The sequence below is a fragment of the Lacticaseibacillus huelsenbergensis genome (assembly GCF_029726355.1).
GTDB lineage: Bacteria > Bacillota > Bacilli > Lactobacillales > Lactobacillaceae > Lacticaseibacillus > Lacticaseibacillus casei.
Genome location: NZ_CP120687.1, coordinates 508,825 through 525,391 on the forward strand (window position 1 = coordinate 508,825; position 16,567 = coordinate 525,391).

General features: G+C 46.5%; 18 protein-coding genes. 9 read left to right on the forward strand and 9 right to left on the reverse strand.

Going from position 1 to position 16,567, the window contains the following annotated elements:
• Window positions 1–156: 156 nt before the first annotated feature.
• The 4 genes from LHUE1_RS02245 to LHUE1_RS02260 all read right to left on the reverse strand — a co-directional run bounded on the left by LHUE1_RS02245 (window position 157) and on the right by LHUE1_RS02260 (window position 1,565).
• The gene (locus LHUE1_RS02245) at window positions 157–366 is read right to left on the reverse strand and encodes a CsbD family protein (protein WP_025013314.1); all 210 of its coding nucleotides are present in this window, start codon (window positions 364–366) and stop codon (window positions 157–159) included.
• Window positions 367–544: 178 nt separating this feature from the next.
• Entirely contained in the window at window positions 545–802 is a 258-nt protein-coding gene (locus LHUE1_RS02250) for a hypothetical protein (protein WP_010492291.1), read from the reverse strand.
• A gap of 102 nt (window positions 803–904) precedes the next feature.
• Entirely contained in the window at window positions 905–1,111 is a 207-nt protein-coding gene (locus tag LHUE1_RS02255) for a hypothetical protein (protein ID WP_010492293.1), read from the reverse strand.
• Window positions 1,112–1,310: 199 nt separating this feature from the next.
• Complete coding sequence (locus LHUE1_RS02260) at window positions 1,311–1,565, reverse strand: hypothetical protein (protein WP_049168996.1); 255 nt, start codon at window positions 1,563–1,565, stop codon at window positions 1,311–1,313.
• Between the two features lie 342 nt (window positions 1,566–1,907).
• On the opposite strand from LHUE1_RS02260, the gene LHUE1_RS02265 reads away from it, so the two are divergent.
• Entirely contained in the window at window positions 1,908–3,140 is a 1,233-nt protein-coding gene (locus LHUE1_RS02265; RefSeq protein ID WP_217774502.1) for an MFS transporter, read from the forward strand.
• Window positions 3,141–3,258: 118 nt separating this feature from the next.
• Here the strand turns inward: LHUE1_RS02265 and LHUE1_RS02270 are convergent, their stop codons facing one another.
• Window positions 3,259–4,515, reverse strand: a complete 1,257-nt coding sequence (locus LHUE1_RS02270; RefSeq protein ID WP_049168997.1) for a glutamate-5-semialdehyde dehydrogenase — start codon at window positions 4,513–4,515, stop codon at window positions 3,259–3,261.
• A 91-nt stretch (window positions 4,516–4,606) separates the two neighbouring features.
• A complete protein-coding gene (gene proB, locus LHUE1_RS02275) occupies window positions 4,607–5,446 on the reverse strand; it encodes a glutamate 5-kinase (RefSeq protein ID WP_277848218.1) in 840 nt (279 codons plus the stop codon).
• Between the two features lie 371 nt (window positions 5,447–5,817).
• Between proB and LHUE1_RS02280 the strand changes: the two genes are divergently transcribed.
• Window positions 5,818–7,275, forward strand: a complete 1,458-nt coding sequence (locus LHUE1_RS02280) for an ISNCY family transposase (protein WP_213291505.1) — start codon at window positions 5,818–5,820, stop codon at window positions 7,273–7,275.
• 602 nt (window positions 7,276–7,877) lie between these two features.
• Here LHUE1_RS02280 and LHUE1_RS02285 read toward each other — a convergent pair.
• Both LHUE1_RS02285 and LHUE1_RS02290 read right to left on the reverse strand, forming a co-directional pair.
• Window positions 7,878–8,420, reverse strand: coding sequence for a hypothetical protein (locus tag LHUE1_RS02285; RefSeq protein WP_049171335.1), 543 nt, complete (start codon window positions 8,418–8,420; stop codon window positions 7,878–7,880).
• A 275-nt stretch (window positions 8,421–8,695) separates the two neighbouring features.
• Complete coding sequence (locus tag LHUE1_RS02290; protein WP_010492305.1) at window positions 8,696–9,253, reverse strand: hypothetical protein; 558 nt, start codon at window positions 9,251–9,253, stop codon at window positions 8,696–8,698.
• Between the two features lie 214 nt (window positions 9,254–9,467).
• Here LHUE1_RS02290 and LHUE1_RS02295 point away from each other — a divergent pair, with 214 nt between their 5' ends.
• Complete coding sequence (locus tag LHUE1_RS02295) at window positions 9,468–10,235, forward strand: CPBP family intramembrane glutamic endopeptidase (RefSeq protein WP_277848219.1); 768 nt, start codon at window positions 9,468–9,470, stop codon at window positions 10,233–10,235.
• A 10-nt stretch (window positions 10,236–10,245) separates the two neighbouring features.
• On the opposite strand, the gene LHUE1_RS02300 is transcribed toward LHUE1_RS02295, so the two are convergent.
• Window positions 10,246–11,445, reverse strand: coding sequence for a DUF2075 domain-containing protein (locus tag LHUE1_RS02300; protein WP_049171329.1), 1,200 nt, complete (start codon window positions 11,443–11,445; stop codon window positions 10,246–10,248).
• A gap of 200 nt (window positions 11,446–11,645) precedes the next feature.
• Here LHUE1_RS02300 and LHUE1_RS02305 point away from each other — a divergent pair, with 200 nt between their 5' ends.
• The 6 genes from LHUE1_RS02305 to LHUE1_RS02330 all read left to right on the forward strand — a co-directional run bounded on the left by LHUE1_RS02305 (window position 11,646) and on the right by LHUE1_RS02330 (window position 16,552).
• Complete coding sequence (locus LHUE1_RS02305) at window positions 11,646–12,701, forward strand: Mbeg1-like protein (RefSeq protein ID WP_049171328.1); 1,056 nt, start codon at window positions 11,646–11,648, stop codon at window positions 12,699–12,701.
• A 247-nt stretch (window positions 12,702–12,948) separates the two neighbouring features.
• A complete protein-coding gene (locus LHUE1_RS02310) occupies window positions 12,949–13,605 on the forward strand; it encodes a helix-turn-helix domain-containing protein (protein ID WP_049171325.1) in 657 nt (218 codons plus the stop codon).
• Between the two features lie 222 nt (window positions 13,606–13,827).
• Complete coding sequence (locus LHUE1_RS02315) at window positions 13,828–14,475, forward strand: helix-turn-helix domain-containing protein (RefSeq protein ID WP_049171324.1); 648 nt, start codon at window positions 13,828–13,830, stop codon at window positions 14,473–14,475.
• A gap of 128 nt (window positions 14,476–14,603) precedes the next feature.
• Entirely contained in the window at window positions 14,604–14,933 is a 330-nt protein-coding gene (locus tag LHUE1_RS02320; RefSeq protein ID WP_049171321.1) for a PadR family transcriptional regulator, read from the forward strand.
• A complete protein-coding gene (locus LHUE1_RS02325; protein WP_049171319.1) occupies window positions 14,933–15,718 on the forward strand; it encodes a UbiA prenyltransferase family protein in 786 nt (261 codons plus the stop codon). Before LHUE1_RS02320 ends, LHUE1_RS02325 begins: the two co-directional genes overlap by 1 nt.
• Window positions 15,719–15,748: 30 nt before the next feature.
• Entirely contained in the window at window positions 15,749–16,552 is an 804-nt protein-coding gene (locus tag LHUE1_RS02330; protein ID WP_277848220.1) for a hypothetical protein, read from the forward strand.
• Window positions 16,553–16,567 lie beyond the last annotated feature (15 nt).

A 16,567-nucleotide genomic window follows, 5' to 3' on the forward strand; every position in this document is an offset into this window, starting at 1 on the left:
CTTATAATTAGTAAGTAAAGGCGTTTTGCTGATTTTTTGTAAGTGAAGATGCAAAGGCTTAAAAATCAACGTGCAGGCGCCTAACGAAAAGCAAAAAGGAGAAGCCCGCTACTGCGTCTTCTCCTTAAGTAACTATCGGCCGTCTTGTTTCAGCCGTTAATCTTCTTTTTTCCCTTTGGCCTTATCAACCACGTCATTGAACTTTTCGGCAATCTTGTCCTTGGCATCGCTAAGCTTTTCTTTCGCTTCGCCTACCATTTGTTCGGTCTTGCCCTTAGCCTCGGTTGATTCGTCACCAGTCACCTTGCCAGCAGTTTCCTTTACTTTACCGCTAACTTTGTCTTTTGCTGCATCAAAATCTGCCATATGATCAGTCCCTTCTTTTTTACTTACTTTAAGTGTACCAAGTTGACTGATTCGCTGGCTATTATTTTGCTCGTAAAGATATGAATTATTTTTCCGGGTTACCGCCATCCTGATTATCAAATTCGAGTGAAAAAAAGAACCCTCCATATTCATGGAGAGTCCCGCGATCATTTCAAACCTAGTGCCGTGCACCCGGCCGTTTTTCTTCAGGTGCTGGCGGAATAACCGCCTTACCACCTTTTTTAATATGCTTATAGTTCACAACCGTTTTGTTCTTCATATCTTCAACTAACGAAGCATCATCAGGTGAAAAACTGTCAATGGTCAGCATCGCTGCATTGGCGTATAGCTTTTCAACGGTTCCTTTGAAACTCAATGGCACATCCTTGGTTTTACGCACTGAAACTTTGTCGCCTACAACGATATCTTGTGACACACAAAAACCTCCTCTTGAACGCGGTGTTTTAAAACCATCAGTTGGCTGCGAAACATCGCACTGGGACAAAAACTTAAATAAACTAAGTTAAGGTGTGGAGATTCACTTAGTTGCCTGCACCTTGACCTTAATCGGTGCGTTCAGATCAACCGAATCACTGTAATGCTGCAACAAGTAGCGTTGCATGGCTTCACGTGCTTCCTTCTTGGTCATCTGGTGACAGATCCGCGAAGAATCGTGCCGATGACCCCACTTGTCCGTGTATTGACCTACAACTGCATAATCACGAAGATGCGCTGCAAATAACATGATTCCCCTAACCACCTTTTCTAATTGTACCATGACTCGGTACGCGTATTTGTATCACAAGATGCATTTATACACCCTAATTGGCTCCGTTTCAACCACTTCAGCGAAAAAAGATGTTACAGTTGTCCGCAGTTCACTGGACCCCAGTAACATCAATGGTTTAGCGACTATGATTCTTTCTCTTTTAAGAGTCGATTGGCTACCCGACATCTCTTTGAAGCGGCTTGTCATATGTTGTGTCCAGACGATCACTTTTACTCTGCTTCATTTTATTGAACGCAATGACGGTCCGGCCAATCAAATCCTGCACGTTGAACCGATCGCGCCTGTCATAATCCAGAATCTTCACGAGCGCCGCGTTTTCGTAACATTTTTCGATTTGGCCGATGAAAGCATGTTCCATATTGCCATTGGCTTGGCACAAAACGGTCATTCCTGTTTTTGCGTGTTTCATCTTAATTGCCTCCTTGTGAGCGTGTGCTGGCTCCTGCGCCAGCGCACGCGTTAATGAATTTAGTTAAGATTATCAACACGAATATCTTATTGTCAACATAGTTATTATTTTATATATAAATATTCATGCTTTCGTCACAAATTGCCGCAGTAGCAGACGATTGTGACGTTGTTTTGACGTCAATTAGGCCCTTTTTTGTCCCGGATTTATCTTGACAACACACCGTTTTTAAGAATGCCAAGCAAAAGATAGATCACCTAATCTGCAATTTTCAATATTGACATTCGCACTAAAAAAGCCAACGATGATGTGCAGTAAACTCTTGGCAAGGCGATGATTTTTGTGGACAGGCACGTTTTTGGAGCAACTTTTTCTTCACTACGTTCAACCAACTTCCGCCGATTTTGGATCGGACAGTGTATTTCGGTCATGGGGACTTGGATTCAACGAACTACCCAGACATGGCTGGTTTACCAGATGACCAAGTCCGCTTTTCTGGTCGGTTTACTGGCTGCGGCCCAATTTGTTCCTATTATGGCGCTCACTTTAGTTGCCGGCACGCTGATCGACCGCTATCCCAAACGTCAGATCCTTTTGCTGACACAGTTTGGTTTTTTGGTGCTGGGCGCTATCATGACGACTCTGACTTTTTTAAAAATCATTCAATACTGGCAGATCCTTGCGATCGCTTTAGGCTATGGGATTCTTCAGAGCTTCGATACGCCGACCAGGCAATCTTATGTGATCGAACTTGTCGGGCGAAAAGATCTTATGAACGGCATCTCGCTGAATTCGTCTATTTTCAATCTGGCCAAAATTGCCGGTCCGTCTTTGGCCGGGATCCTCATGGTGACCATCGGCGTTGCGCCGTGTTTTCTGATCGACACCTTAAGCTATATTGCGATTATTATTGGCTTGTTCATGATTCACCAGGAGCACCCGGTTGCCCGGCACACACCGCGACATATTCTTGCTGATGTCAAAGAGGGCCTTGTTTATATTGTGCATCATGACAATGTCAAACTGAGCGCCGAACTCATGCTGATTATTTGCACGTTAAATTTCAACAATAACGTCATCATCCCCATTTATGCCCAGGAAGTTCTGGGCCGCGGTGCCCAAGGCTATGCCAACCTGTTGTCGGCCACTGGTATCGGTTCACTCATTGCAGCATTTCTCATGAGTTACCTCGCCCGATTCGGTCTTCGTCGCGATTTATATCTGTTAGTCGCACTAGGAACAGCTTTGATCCAAACGTTGATGATTTTTATCCACGTTTACTGGTTAGCCATGATTTTTATGATCGTCATTGGCTTTTGCAATATGGTTTTTCTGAATCAGTCCAATGCGGCGTTTCAGTTTTCGATTCCCAACGAGCTGCGCGGTCGCATCATGAGTGTCTATGTTTTACTCAACCAAGGCTCGACGCCAATTGGCAGTTTGTACGTCGGTGGCCTGATGGACGTTGCCGGTGGCTTATGGGGCTTCCCTTCCTGTGGCTTGCTGGCACTGGTGTTAGTCATCCCAACCTTGCTTGGCCATCGCACGACCGTTAAGCACTGGTTGCATGCCTAAAATCGCCAAAATTCGTCATCTGATGCTGAATACGCAAAAAAGAGCTTCCAACGCGCGGAAGCTCTTTTGCTTGTAAATAGACGCTTGATGACAACATTTTTAATGGTAAAACAATACGCTAATCTTCACGCACCTGGCCATTGCCCAGCACCTGATACTTAATCGTCGTCAACGCGGCCAAGCCCATCGGTCCGCGGGCGTGCAGCTTTTGGGTGCTGATGCCGATTTCGGCACCGAAACCGAACTCAAAGCCATCCGTGAACCGCGTTGAAGCATTCACATACACCACCGCAGCATCAACCTGTTGGAGAAATTGCTGACTGTTTTGATAATTATCCGTGATGATGGCTTCGCTGTGCTTCGTGTTGTGCGCGTTGATATGCGCGATTGCCGCTTCTTCGGAATCCACGACTTTGACTGCCATGATGAGGTCGTTATACTCCGTGTCCCAATCTTCGTCTGTTGCCGCGTGCATGCTTGGCACGATGGCGCGCGCTCGCTGATCGCCGCGCAGTTCAACGCCGTGTTCCTGCAACGCTTTGGCAATCACCGGTAGCTGCTCGTCAGCCACATCTGCATGAATCAAAAGCTTCTCGGCGGCATTGCAGACAGATGGCCGCTGAACCTTGGCGTTGACCACAATCGCCACTGCCATTTCCAGCTGTGCCTGGGCATCAACATAAATATGACAGTTACCGGCACCGGTCTCAATCACCGGGACCGTTGCCTGCTCCACAACCACTTTAATCAGGCCGCGCCCGCCTCGCGGAATCAACACATCGAGGTAATCGTTGAGATGCATTAATTGATTGGCCACTTCATGCCGCGTATCCGTCACCAACTGAACCGCATCCCTCGGCAACCCGTGCGCCGCCAACGCGTCTTGTAGAACCGTTGCTAATGCCATATTGCTATGCAAGGCTTCCTTACCGCCACGTAAAATGACCGCATTGCCACTTTTAAAAGTCAACGCCGCAGCATCAACCGTCACGTTCGGCCGCGCTTCATAAATCATGCCGACAACGCCCAAAGGTACTCGCTTCTGGGCAATCGTCAGCCCAGCGTGATTCACCCAAGCACGATCGGTTTGGGCAGTAGGGTCGTCCAGGACCGCCACCTGCCGCACGCCCGCCGCCATGTCGGCAATCCGTGCTTCCGTCAACACCAGCCTGTCCTTGAATTTGCTCGTCATCTTGCTGGCGGCTTTTAGATCTGCTTGATTAGCTGCCAAAATCGTTTCCGTGTGCGTCTCCAGTGCATCAGCCATGGCCAGTAAGCCGGCATTTTTCTGCGCCGTGGTTAATTGGCCAAGAATAGCTGCGGCCGCCTTAGCCACTTTGCCCATTTGTTCAAGATCGATCGTCGTTGTATCCATTTAAATCGTCCCCTTTACTATTTGTGAGCCGCAGTGGCTGACAAAATGGCTGACTTTTTCATCACGTCATCTTATATGTGTGCTTTTAAATTCAACTATTTGAAGCTTGGTTATCAGGTGACACTTGCTCCAAAACGTTGCCAAACCAAGTTCCGACTGGCTCACCAGCGACGATGCGCAGGATGATCCGCGGATCACGGCCGCTTGCCAGCACCATCTGTTTGCCGGCACGCATCATCGTTTGCGCGGCTTTTAGTTTGGTCACCATTCCGCCGGTTCCAAATCGCGTCGAGCTCCCACCGGCGCCGGTTAAAATCTTGGCAGACAAATGGGTAATTTCCGGAATCAGCGCCGCACCCGAATGCCGGTTAGGATCCCGATCATAAAGCCCGTCAATGTCAGAAAGTACCATCAGCAAATCCGCATCAATCTGCTTTGCGACCAAGGCCGAAAGCTGATCGTTATCGCCAAAGGTTGTCCGATGATCCAACTCATCCACGGCCACACTATCATTCTCATTAATGATCGGAATGACCTGCTGGGCAAGCAAAGCATCAATCGTATCAAGCACATGTTGGCGAGTTTGCGGATAATCAAACACATCATGCGTCAGCAACAATTGACCGATTTTGGCACCATAATCGCTAAACCGTTGCGTGTATAACGTCATCAGCTCTGACTGGCCGATTGCTGCAAGCGCCTGTTGATGGGCAATCGCGGCAGGGCGCGCACTCACCCCGAGCTTCGCCATCCCGACCCCAATCGCGCCAGATGTGACCAAAACCAACTCATAGCCTTGATTATTCAACGCAGTTAAGGCATACGCCAGCCGATCGATCGTCTGTAAATTCACCTTGCCATTTTGGTGAATCAAACTGCTTGTTCCGATTTTGACCACAATCCGTTTACAATGCATTGCCCGTTTTACCATCGTTACCTCCGCACACTACAACTTTCTCAGCATTCAAAAAAGCACCGTTTTGATCGAGACACCCGTTAAGGCGGTACCATTCTCGTTCAAAGCAGTGCTTTGCGCTTTTTCATGATTTAATTAGTTTAAGCTTCAACCTCAAGCTTGGATTCGCGAACCATTCAGAACTTTCAGCTAGCGTTCTGATCTCTGTGAGCCGCTACTATGACTTGATGAAGTGAATTGTATGCGGCACACCCGGAAAAGTCAAGCTTTGTTATTGCCCAATATGTATCTTTTGTCGACCGCAAGCGATATTGTCTTAAGTAAGCAGTTAGCCAAAGTGTCACAAAAACTGTAACCTCTTAGAAGATACATCTAGGAGGAATCACATGAAGAAGGTTGTCTTAACAATGAAAGAAGAAGAACGTTACCGAGTCATCAAAGCAGTGGTCAATGGTAAGACCTCCGTGCAACGCGCAGCCGTTAAGCTCAAGCGCTCCGAACGAACCATCTACCGATTGATCAAGCTTTACAAGCAACAAGGCAAAGACGGCTTTATCCATGGCAATGCCGGTCGTGAGCCTGCCAACAAACGCAACGCGCAACTCGAACGCCGGATCATTCATCTGTACACCAACAAGTATGCCGGTTTCAACATCGCTCATTTCCACGAGTTCTTAACCACTGCCGAACAAATCGCTATCTCCGAATCCTCACTCCGGCTCTTATTCAGACACCACCACATTCTTTCACCCAAAGCCCATAAAGCCACCAAGCGCCGAGTCAAGCGTGAGTTAAAAGAAAAAGAAAAAAAGTCCAAGCTCCTATCCAAACGTGATGAAGCCACCTTGTCAGCCATCGAGGTCGTTGAAAACATCAAAGCCCATCCAGAACGTCCTCGGAAACATTATTCTGGTGAACAGGTACAAATGGATGCTTCCTGGGAGTATTGGTTTGGTACTCAAAAAACCACCTTACACGCAGCCATTGATGATCAGTCCGGGAACGTTGTCGGCGGCTACTTTGCCAAACAAGAAACACTCAGCGGCTATTATCATGTGTTTGCCCAAGTCCTTCGCGATTATGGCGCTCCAGCAGAATTCCTAACGGATCGGCGCACCGTGTTTAACAGCAACAAAAAAGAGGGCTCACCTTCGACCGAGAACCCTCTTACACGTTTCGGTTATGCCTGCCAGACACTTGGAACAGAACTTTCGGTCACCAGTATTCCGCAAGCCAAAGGCCGTATAGAACGTCTTCTGGAGACTTTTCAAGATCGGCTCACAAGTGAACTGCGGTTGCATAACATCACCACAATCGCAGATGCCAATCGGTTTTTGGTCGGCTTTATCAAGCGTTACAATGACCGCTTCGCATCTACCATCAAAAGTAGCATGTCGGTGTTTGAGAAGCAACTAACACCCAAGGAAATTGACAATATTTTGATCATTGCCAATGAACGCAGCATCGGTCATGGACACTGTGTTCGCTTTGAAAACAAACGCTATCTGCCACACCGAAATGGTGAACTGGTCTACTTGCCCCCGCATACGAAGGTTTTAGTTATCAAAAGCTTCACAGGCAGACTTTATATGACCACTGATGACGACCAGGTGTACGACCTTTTCTGTGTGCCAAAAGAACAGTTCATGTCAGCCAAATTCGATCTTACGCCAGTTGCGGCACCAGCTCCTAAACGAACCAAGAAAATCCCGGCAATTACGCATCCGTGGCGCCGCGCCAACTATCGCGATTACCTTGATTCTCTTGGCATTAACAGGACAAGGGTTAAACAGTTGGTCGCCGAACGATATCCATACAAGAATTCACAAGCGATTCAAGTCTAATCAGGATCATCTCGCGTCCAGTTTTCGGACGCATGTTTTATGGAATTTACTGTCAAAGTCGAAAATCGCTTGACAGCTTTGTTATTGCCCAATATGTATCTTTGTCGATCACTTCGTCCCACTTATTCACACGGAATGTTTGTGCTTTGCTTTTCGCACGCCGAACCACCACTGACTAAGGGAAGTACCGCATATACAAGCCACCAAAACCCACCAGCGGAAAGGCACACGAAAAATTGCCGCAAGCGAATACCCTATCGCCAAAACAATGATAAGGGAACGCACAAAGTTATATCCTGTCGTTAAGCCAGCGACAAGAGATCCTGTGAAATTATAATGTTTCAAGTATCCATCACCTCTTCGGAGCACTGAAAGTTAATAAGATCGTTGTTTGGTATAAGCCTTGGTAATCCAGCTGTGATTGTATTAAACGTTGTGTCAGTATAGCCGCTGATATACCAAACGTAATGCTCTTTACAAAAATCTTCAAAGGAGCTCAATCTTTTATACTTATAAGTCAATTTATATATCTTATGTTTGCTGATTATACGTTAACATCGCTGTCTGTCAACCCAGACAAGTTGCTTTTATATATTTCGCACTTACTGCCGCGTCACTGGCACGCGCAATGCATAAATTCGCGGTAATGAGTTGCGGCCACGCACCGGTTGGCCATTGACTGTCAACGCTTCCTGCTTCACGTAAACTTTTACGGGTGAAGGCAGTCTCACCGCATAACGCTCAGGCAGTCTTAATCTTTCAACGTAAAAATGGCCATCATCTAGTTTCTGAGTAATTCCAACAATGCCTAGTTGATCAGCCTGGGCAAGGTAAACCCCCTTGGCCGTTAGCGGGTTACCGACAAGCTGCCACTCGCCGTTTTTCATGCGATATTGTTTGCGTCCTTTAATGTCGAAGCGGTAAAAAGCAAAAATCCCGCCGGCAAGCGGTCGCTGACACCCATCCGGGAAAACCGCCATTTGTTGAAATAACGGCACTGACTTTTGCGACTGCTGCGCCACAACTGTTTGCTGTGCTGTGAGTGATATTGGTTTGGTCTTGACGCCACCGCCTTGTAACCCCATGACGGCTAAAATGGCTGCCCCCGCAATCAAAATTTTAATGATGATGTGTTTCCCCCGCATTTCCCCGCCTCCATGTATTAATTTTTAAATATATTAACAATAAGTTTATCAGTTTGACTAGATGATTTGCTAACAATACACATGTTATTGAAAATGATTCTGCAACTCACAAAATTGTGCAGCGCAGCAACTTGAAAACAAGTAGGATTGCATTCTTACCGTGCCATTCTGTGAATTTGTCACTTTTTAACGACATCAAAAAATCCCGATCCGTCAATGCGCTTATGGCAAAGATGGATCAGGATTAAAATATGTTGTTTATTTATAAACTGCGACTAGGCGCGGACAATTTTACCAACCGCAATTGGCAGGGTCACGTGCGCATCGTAGTTCATGACCGTGCCCTTGACCGTATCAGGCAACTTCAGTGAATCCGGAACACCGTGAATATAAATCACACGTTTGTCGAGTTGCAAATCTTCGCTGCCAAATGCGGCTTTGAAAGCCTGTTGGAGTTCCTTCAAATCAACGAGCTTCTCATAGGCGTAATGCCCTTCCGCATCAGCAACCGGATAACTGTCATTTGGCACATGCATCTTGGCAGGTTCAGCATCAAACGGCACCATGGTTGTACCGGAAACTGGCTCTGTTTCTGGCAAATCAACGAAACCATCACCGTTAGCATCTTGCGCCGCCGTGGCAATTTCCGCTGGCTTTCCATCAGGAAAACCATGGAAGTGTTCCCAATGCTGGACGTTTGCTGGTGTATCAAACATCTCAATATGGATCCGCAGTTGCGCACCATCAACCGTAAATTCAGCGGTGCCATGCGGCTTCGTACCGATTTTCTCTGCATTCAACGGTACAATCTCTGCCGTGTATTTCTCAGCCATATAAATCAGCTCCTGTTATGATTTTTGGAACACCTTTAGAATAACGTTTATTTTTTAATTGCTCAAATTTTAAAAGAAAATTTTTAAAGGCAGGTGCTCGTGGTATTCGTTTTGGACAACTAATTCAGCTGAAAATACTTTAGCCATGCGTTCTTGTCCATAAGTGGGTATACTGATTTTAAATTTACTCGCGACTGAACGAGGGGGGAGTCCAATGTTAGTTCACAAACCGAAATACTTTTTCTGGAAGGCAATTGGTGTTTGGTTGATTGCGATTGGTGCTATGTATTTGGTTGATGCTTTTGGTGAGCACATTAGGTTGAACGATATGCTGCAAAATATATACCGTGGCTTGGTTCTGTTTGGCATTTTACTGCTCCTCAACTGGCTGTTCATTCATCAAAAAGTTAGCTGGAAGCCAAGCTTAACCATCTTCAACGCTTTGCTACTGGGAATTCCGACCTATCTCTTTGTTTGCTATGTCACGTATATAGGCTCGCAACAACTTCATCTGGACTACGATTGGCCTTTTGCCATTTCCGTGGGGCTCGCTGCCGGCCCTTTTGAAGAGTATCTTTGTCGCGGGTTGCTCTTAGGCCTGTTACTTAAAACTTTTAATCGCCATTCTAAAGTGACCCAGATCTGGATGGCAGTTCTTATCTCAAGTCTGCTGTTCGGGTTATTGCATGCCATCAATCTCAGCTACCAATCACTGAACACCACAATTTTTCAGATGATTCCCGCCTGTCTTGGTGGCGTGTTTTATAGTGCGATTTATTTGCGAACGGGCACTATCATGATGGCGATGCTTGCGCACGGACTTTGGGATTTTATTTTAAATCTCGTGCGCCCTAGTTTGTTCCATATCCCCGTGGCTCTTACGGGCGCAGTCGTGATCGCAGACGTTTTAGAAATCTTGATCAGTATTTTTTATCTACGAAAATCCAAGATACGCACCATTCAACTTGAAAAACTGACATAGCTTTACTTTTTCACCGCTTTGCAACCTCCAACAACCGTTCCCGCAGTGCCGGATCGGCCGCATATAGGTACAAGCCATGCTTTGCCCTTTTCAGCAAAATGTTAATGGCATTCATCATAATCGCGGCTTTGGCATCCTGCGTGTCTGCCAGATCCGGCCGCTTTTTGAAGGCTTCCTTGTCTTGGTACTGTGCCAGATTAACGGTCAGGCGATCGCGTTGCTTATCGTAGCCGAGACTTGGTCCCAAAATCACTCCGGCATAATTTAAGTCAAATCCTTGAATCGTATAAATCGAGCCGACCTCATGGAGCGTTTCCGGCCGTTGCGCCCATGGTCGATCGGTGAAGTTGATTTTGTCCCATGGCAAACGCAAGGATCCCGCAGTGACATACCAGGTTTTGTTGTCCAATACCGTAAACGGATAGTCCGCGGTCGCAATCATGCGCGATAGGCCCACCGCCGCATCGCGTTGCTGAATCAGTTGATACATTGGCTGGCCATCAGCAAAAATTCGAAAGTCAAAGTTTGTCGGTTGCGGCAGGGGCATGATCCGGCCACGGACAAAATGATCAATCCAGCGATTCACCGCCGCATCCCCTACCCGCATCTGCTCGGTTAGCCGATAATGCGTCACGGGATAATCGCGCGTAATTCGTTTGAGCAGCGCTGGGGTCCAAAAGCTTTTGAGTTTTACCAGCTGATGAAAATCAAAGACCAGCACCACCAGTCTCGCCAAGTGAAGGATATCTGCCAATTGATTGGCGTCCCGAAAATTGTTATACGGATCTGGCGCGGTCAAAAGCAAGTGGCCTTCGTCAATAAATACCACATCAGCCTTTTTGCCTGCTTTTCGATAAGCGTTGATAAAGGGCGTGGGCTTCATGAAATCCTTTTTATGGAAGTAGGCTTTGGTTCCGGCAATTTCTTTGTAAATCTTCAACATTTCATTGTGATTGACCAACAGCTTATTGTCCGTTCCTGCAAGTGGCCCACTATCTGCACGCGCGGCTTGTTGCAATTGGGCAAACGCCGCGTCCAGTACCACACTTTTACCGGATCCCGCGTCGCCTGAAATGATCAGCAGATGCGTCTGACTCGTTGGATAATTGGTAGTGATGAAGTCATGAATGTGTTGCTTCAAGGCAGCCTGTGCTGAAGTCAAAGCCGCATCCTGTGGCAAAATAAACGTTGACTGCGCTAAGTCCGGCATATGAGCACCTCCGAAATTAATATAGCATTTTCAAATTAAGTTGCCACACGTCTTCGCCAGATAGCTGAATAGCATGACTTTTCAAAAAGAACACTAAAAGAAACCTATCTGTAAAGCAAATCACATACTTTATTCATATAAAGCGGTTAAACTATAAGTAATGAGTTTGAACTGTGATTCAAGAACTAGGAGTACTTCATATGCCTTCAATTGCTGATTACCCACAACGCCCGAGTTTGGCGTCATTTCAACAGGCTCCGCTGACTGAGCTTGATGCCGGTTTATTTGCGCAGCTTGGTTATTTGAATTTTAATTACCTCATTGGCCAGCCGTATGCCCGGTTTGCCGATTTAAATGACAGTATGCGGCTGCATAAAGCGACCTTAACGACATGGGCCATCCCGACACATCAAGCCATGCTGCATGCGATGCATCAGAGTAAGCGATTTGCCCGAGTTGCGTGGACCAACTGGCTTGAGACCTGCAGTCATCGTAATGAAGAAGATTTCGCGGCCATCACCTTTACGCTGGCACCGGATGTGTATTGTGTTAGTTTCCGCGGCACGACGAATAAACTGGTCGGCTGGAAAGAAGATCTCAATATGAGCTTCATGCCGACCATTCCGGCGCAGCGACGGGCGTTGAGCTATCTGACTAAGCAAATCAGCCGCCACCCTGGCACCTATTATCTGACTGGGCACTCCAAGGGCGGCAGCCTCGCCACTTACGCGTTTGACCACCTGCCAGAACCTCTTGCCGATCAAGTTGCACATGTCTATAGTTTTGATGGGCCAAGTGGTGTCCCACTCGATCCCAGCCATCGCGACCGGGTGACCAAGCTTGTGCCGCAAAGTTCGCTCATCGGTGTCAGTTTGGATCCGGCAACCAACTTTGAAGTCGTTAAAAGTCGCGTCAAATTATTCGGTCAGCATGATGTGCTCACCTGGAGCATTGCAGACGATACCTTTACGCACTTGCCGACAACGACATGGGTTTCGCGCTATTTTCAAAAAACCTTTGCCCTGTGGTTAGCTGGTCTCGATGCTACGGCAACTGCCATCACGGTCGACGCTTTGTACCGAATTCTTCGCAGCGGCAACGCCATTACACTTGATGATCTGGCGAAAACTAAAAACCACTGGCGCCACTATTTCCACGCCTTCCGTAGTTTGGACAAACATCATCGCAAACAGCTAGGCCGTTCATTCCGCGGTCTGCTTGGTGCAATGGCGGGATCGTTGGTACAAACGCATTAAAAGTAGCAAATGGGTATGATTGTCCCACAAAATGTCTAAGAAAAAACGTTCCGCCAGACAAGCAACCGTCTTGCGGAACGTTTTTGTTTGTGTTGACATTTTTGGGACATGTGCGACTATCGACCGCTCATAAAAATCACACAAACCGCATCACACCAGTACTCTATGATTCTTAGACCCGTGCTGAGCAAAAAAGACTTGTGCAAAATCAAAAATGCTTTGACAATGTTCTCAAGGGGGTAAAGGTATGCAGTTCAGTGACAAACTCAAAATGGCACGCCAACAGCAGCACTACACGCAGACACAAGTCGCCGAGCAATTACACGTGTCACCAAAAACCATTTCCAGTTGGGAGAACGCGCGCAGTTTTCCTGACATCGGCACACTCGTCAAAATCAGCGACTTCTATGATATCTCATTGGATCGCTTACTAAGGGAGGATCAGACTATGATGGATCATTATGAGGCTATCGACAAACAAGCAATACGCGACAAACGGATTTTTCAGTTCACTTACTTCACTAACCTTATACTTCTTTTGGGTATCGTGAGTTTGAAAATGCTCACTGTTATGCTGCCTTGGGTGCGTCAATATGCTATCGGGTTAAGCTTGATATTCATTGTGAATCTGATTGTATTAGCAACACACTATCCTGATTATCATCAGTGGGTTCGTTCACGACCGAGACTAGCCTTATTCCTCATACTTCTTGTGGGACTCACAACGACCTTAATTTTTATTGGCTTATATGAACCAATTACAGTCCCCGGTGGCGATAACTCGTATGCTCAGGAAGCTTATATAGCCGGGTCAAGAATGGGCATTGTCTTACGCGGCATAGCAGTGACTTTCAGTACCATCTTCATCGTCTTCGGTTCTGAAGAGATCTTGGACAAAAATTAGGCTTTTATTCATAGCATACCTAGCGCACAAAAATCACAATTCTGTTTCTTGCTTGGTCTTGAACCAAGCTTTTTTAGTTGGTTATCAATTGAGATGCTTTTTGATGGGTGGCTCATATTCCGCGCCACACCAACAACTCTACGATTCTTAGAGTCAGTATTTCGCAAAAAGACTTGTACATTTTTAGCCACACCTTAACAATAGCAACAGGTGGTGAAGAATATGCAACTTAGCGACAAGCTGAAATTGGCTCGGCAACAACAGCACTTGACCCAAACACAAGTTGCCAAGCAACTACATGTTTCAGCGAAAACAATTTCCAGCTGGGAGAATGCGCGTAGCTTCCCCGACGTCGGAACATTGGTCAGCATCAGTGACTTTTATAACATTTCTTTGGATCGATTACTTAGGGAGGATCGTACAATGATGGATCATTACGAGACAATCAGCAAACAGGCGCAACGAGACAACCGGTACTTTCAAGTTACATATTATTTGAACGTCATACTTATTTTAGGAATTTTGGCGGTTAAAAGTTTTCCAGCTAACACACGGCAATTATCAGGATGGCTTGCCATCGCTTTAATCATTAATCTAGTAATCTTAGCGACTCACTATCCTAATTATCACGCCTGGGTTGACAGCTTCTCTCATAAGCTTCTGCTGACGGTACTGGGGATTGGCTTAGGTGTTGTCTTAATATTTATTAGCGTGGAAGGCAGCATGACACTTCACATTTATAAATCAATTTCTGACGAGGCTGCTTACTTATTCGGCTACTATTCAGGCTTGCTTATGAAGCCGGTAGCCGAAACATTCAGTATTATTTTTGTGATCTTTGGCTTCGCCGAACTCAAAGAAAAGCCTTAACCTCCGCATTCACAGCCATCCCAAAGCCAGCCAATTGCGCTGGCTTTTTTTAGCTAAGATATCTTGCTTTACAAGGTATCTCCCCATGATTATACTATGCTTAACAAGGTATCAAGGGAGGCGAGGCCATGCAACCTTCATCGCAAATGCTGAAGGGCATTCTAGAAGGCGCCATCTTGAAAATTATTCAGCAAGGCGATATTTACGGCTACGCTTTACACGAAAAGTTGGCCGCGCTTGGGTTTGGCGACATTCCTGAAGGCACCATCTATCCTTTACTGTTGAAGCTGCAGAGAAATAAACTCATCATCGGTGTCCGCCGACCAACCGGCAATGGCCCTGATCGCAAATACTACCATCTCACCGACGAAGGGAAAAAGACGCTCACCATTTTTCAACAACAATGGCATCAATTGGTTCAAGCCATGGCAAATCTCAATCAAGGAGGCGAATCGTGATGAAAAAACTAAACCAACTCCGAGCTGCCAATGACCAACAACTCAAAAAGATTCACGGTACAGACTATAGTTACACGGAATCCGTCATCATCTATTTACGCAGCAAGTTAAGTAAAGATCCCTATGCCATTGAAGAGGCTATTAGCGACTTACTGGCGACTCTCATTGACGCCCAAGAGTCCGGCCACCGCGTCGCAAGCTTTTTCAGCGATGACCCTCAAAAGGCTGCGGATCAGATTCTAGAGGAGCTACCACCTGTGCCTGCTTGGTACCTCTCAAATCAATATTGGCCAGTAATCATGTTCTTCTTTACCGTTAGTTCTTTTATCATGTTAGCTAGTCAAAAAACTCAGCTATCCTTAGGCAATATTGCTGCATTGTTAACGGTTGCCTTTGCTTTCGTCAATATGCCATTTGCCCGCGGCCTCTCATTCAACAAACTCTCGCGTAAAACCGTTTATAGTGCCATGTTAGGCTTTGCCATGATGATAATTGCGTTACTGATACTCAGCTATTTGGTAGCTGGACGCACACCTTTTTCAGTTTCCAGATCAACGCTTATGCTCTTCAGCGTTAGCTTCCTCGTACTGAATCTAATCGGTGCTTTGGGCTTTCGCAAGGTTGCTCACTTGTTTCTCGCATGGACCTGTGTGTGGTTGCTGGCATTCATTGGTATGATGTTGCCCACTTCGCCACTGACTGTTGGCATCGCGATTACCGGCGTGCTCGTTGCCACCCTTTTGCTGTTCTATCATTCCGAGCCGAAATCACAGTTACCTGTCTAACTCAGCCAAGTTTCAAGGAGGCGACACCTCATGAAAAAATTAACCCAACTTCGCACCGCCAATGATCAACAACTCAAAAAGATTCACGGTACGGACTACACCTACACCGAAACAGTCATCCAATATTTACGCGGTGATCTACGCAAAGACCCTTATGCCATTGAACAGGCTATTAGCGACTTATTGGCAACGTTGATCGACGCACAACAGAATGGTCATAAAGTAGCAGACTTCTTTAGTGACGATCCTCAGGCGGCAGCCGACAATATTCTAAAAGAGTTGCCACACATCTCAATCACTTACCTTTTCACGATGTATTGGCCACTGCTCATGTTTCTGCTCATTCAAAATATATTAATCATGTTGATTAGCCCCAGTTTGCGTTTTAGCCTAAGCGATGTGATCGGCATTAATTTCTTTGCCTTACTCATGATTGGCGCCTCGTTTGCCCGTGGCATTTTCTTTAACAAACTTTCGCGCAAGACAATCGCTGGGTTATGGATATTATTAGTGCTTATGTTTGTGGTGCCTTTTTTGACGGGATACCTGTTCCGTGGCGTGGCACCCTTTGCTATTTCCAGTCCGACACTCATCAGATTTTCTGCGATTCTTTGTGCTATTAATCTAGCTTGCGCACTGTGGTTACGGCCGATTTTTCTCATCTTCCTCGGCTGGACCGGCGTGTGGCTAATCGCCGTGCTCGGCCTTGCTTTGCCGTCTTCTGAATTAACGGTCATCCTGGGCATTGCCGGAATCGTTTGCGCGCTTGGCTTGCTTTTCTACCGGCCCGATCCGCTGCATTCATCAACAAACGGTACTAGCATCCATTCTTAGTCGCCTTTTCCATCT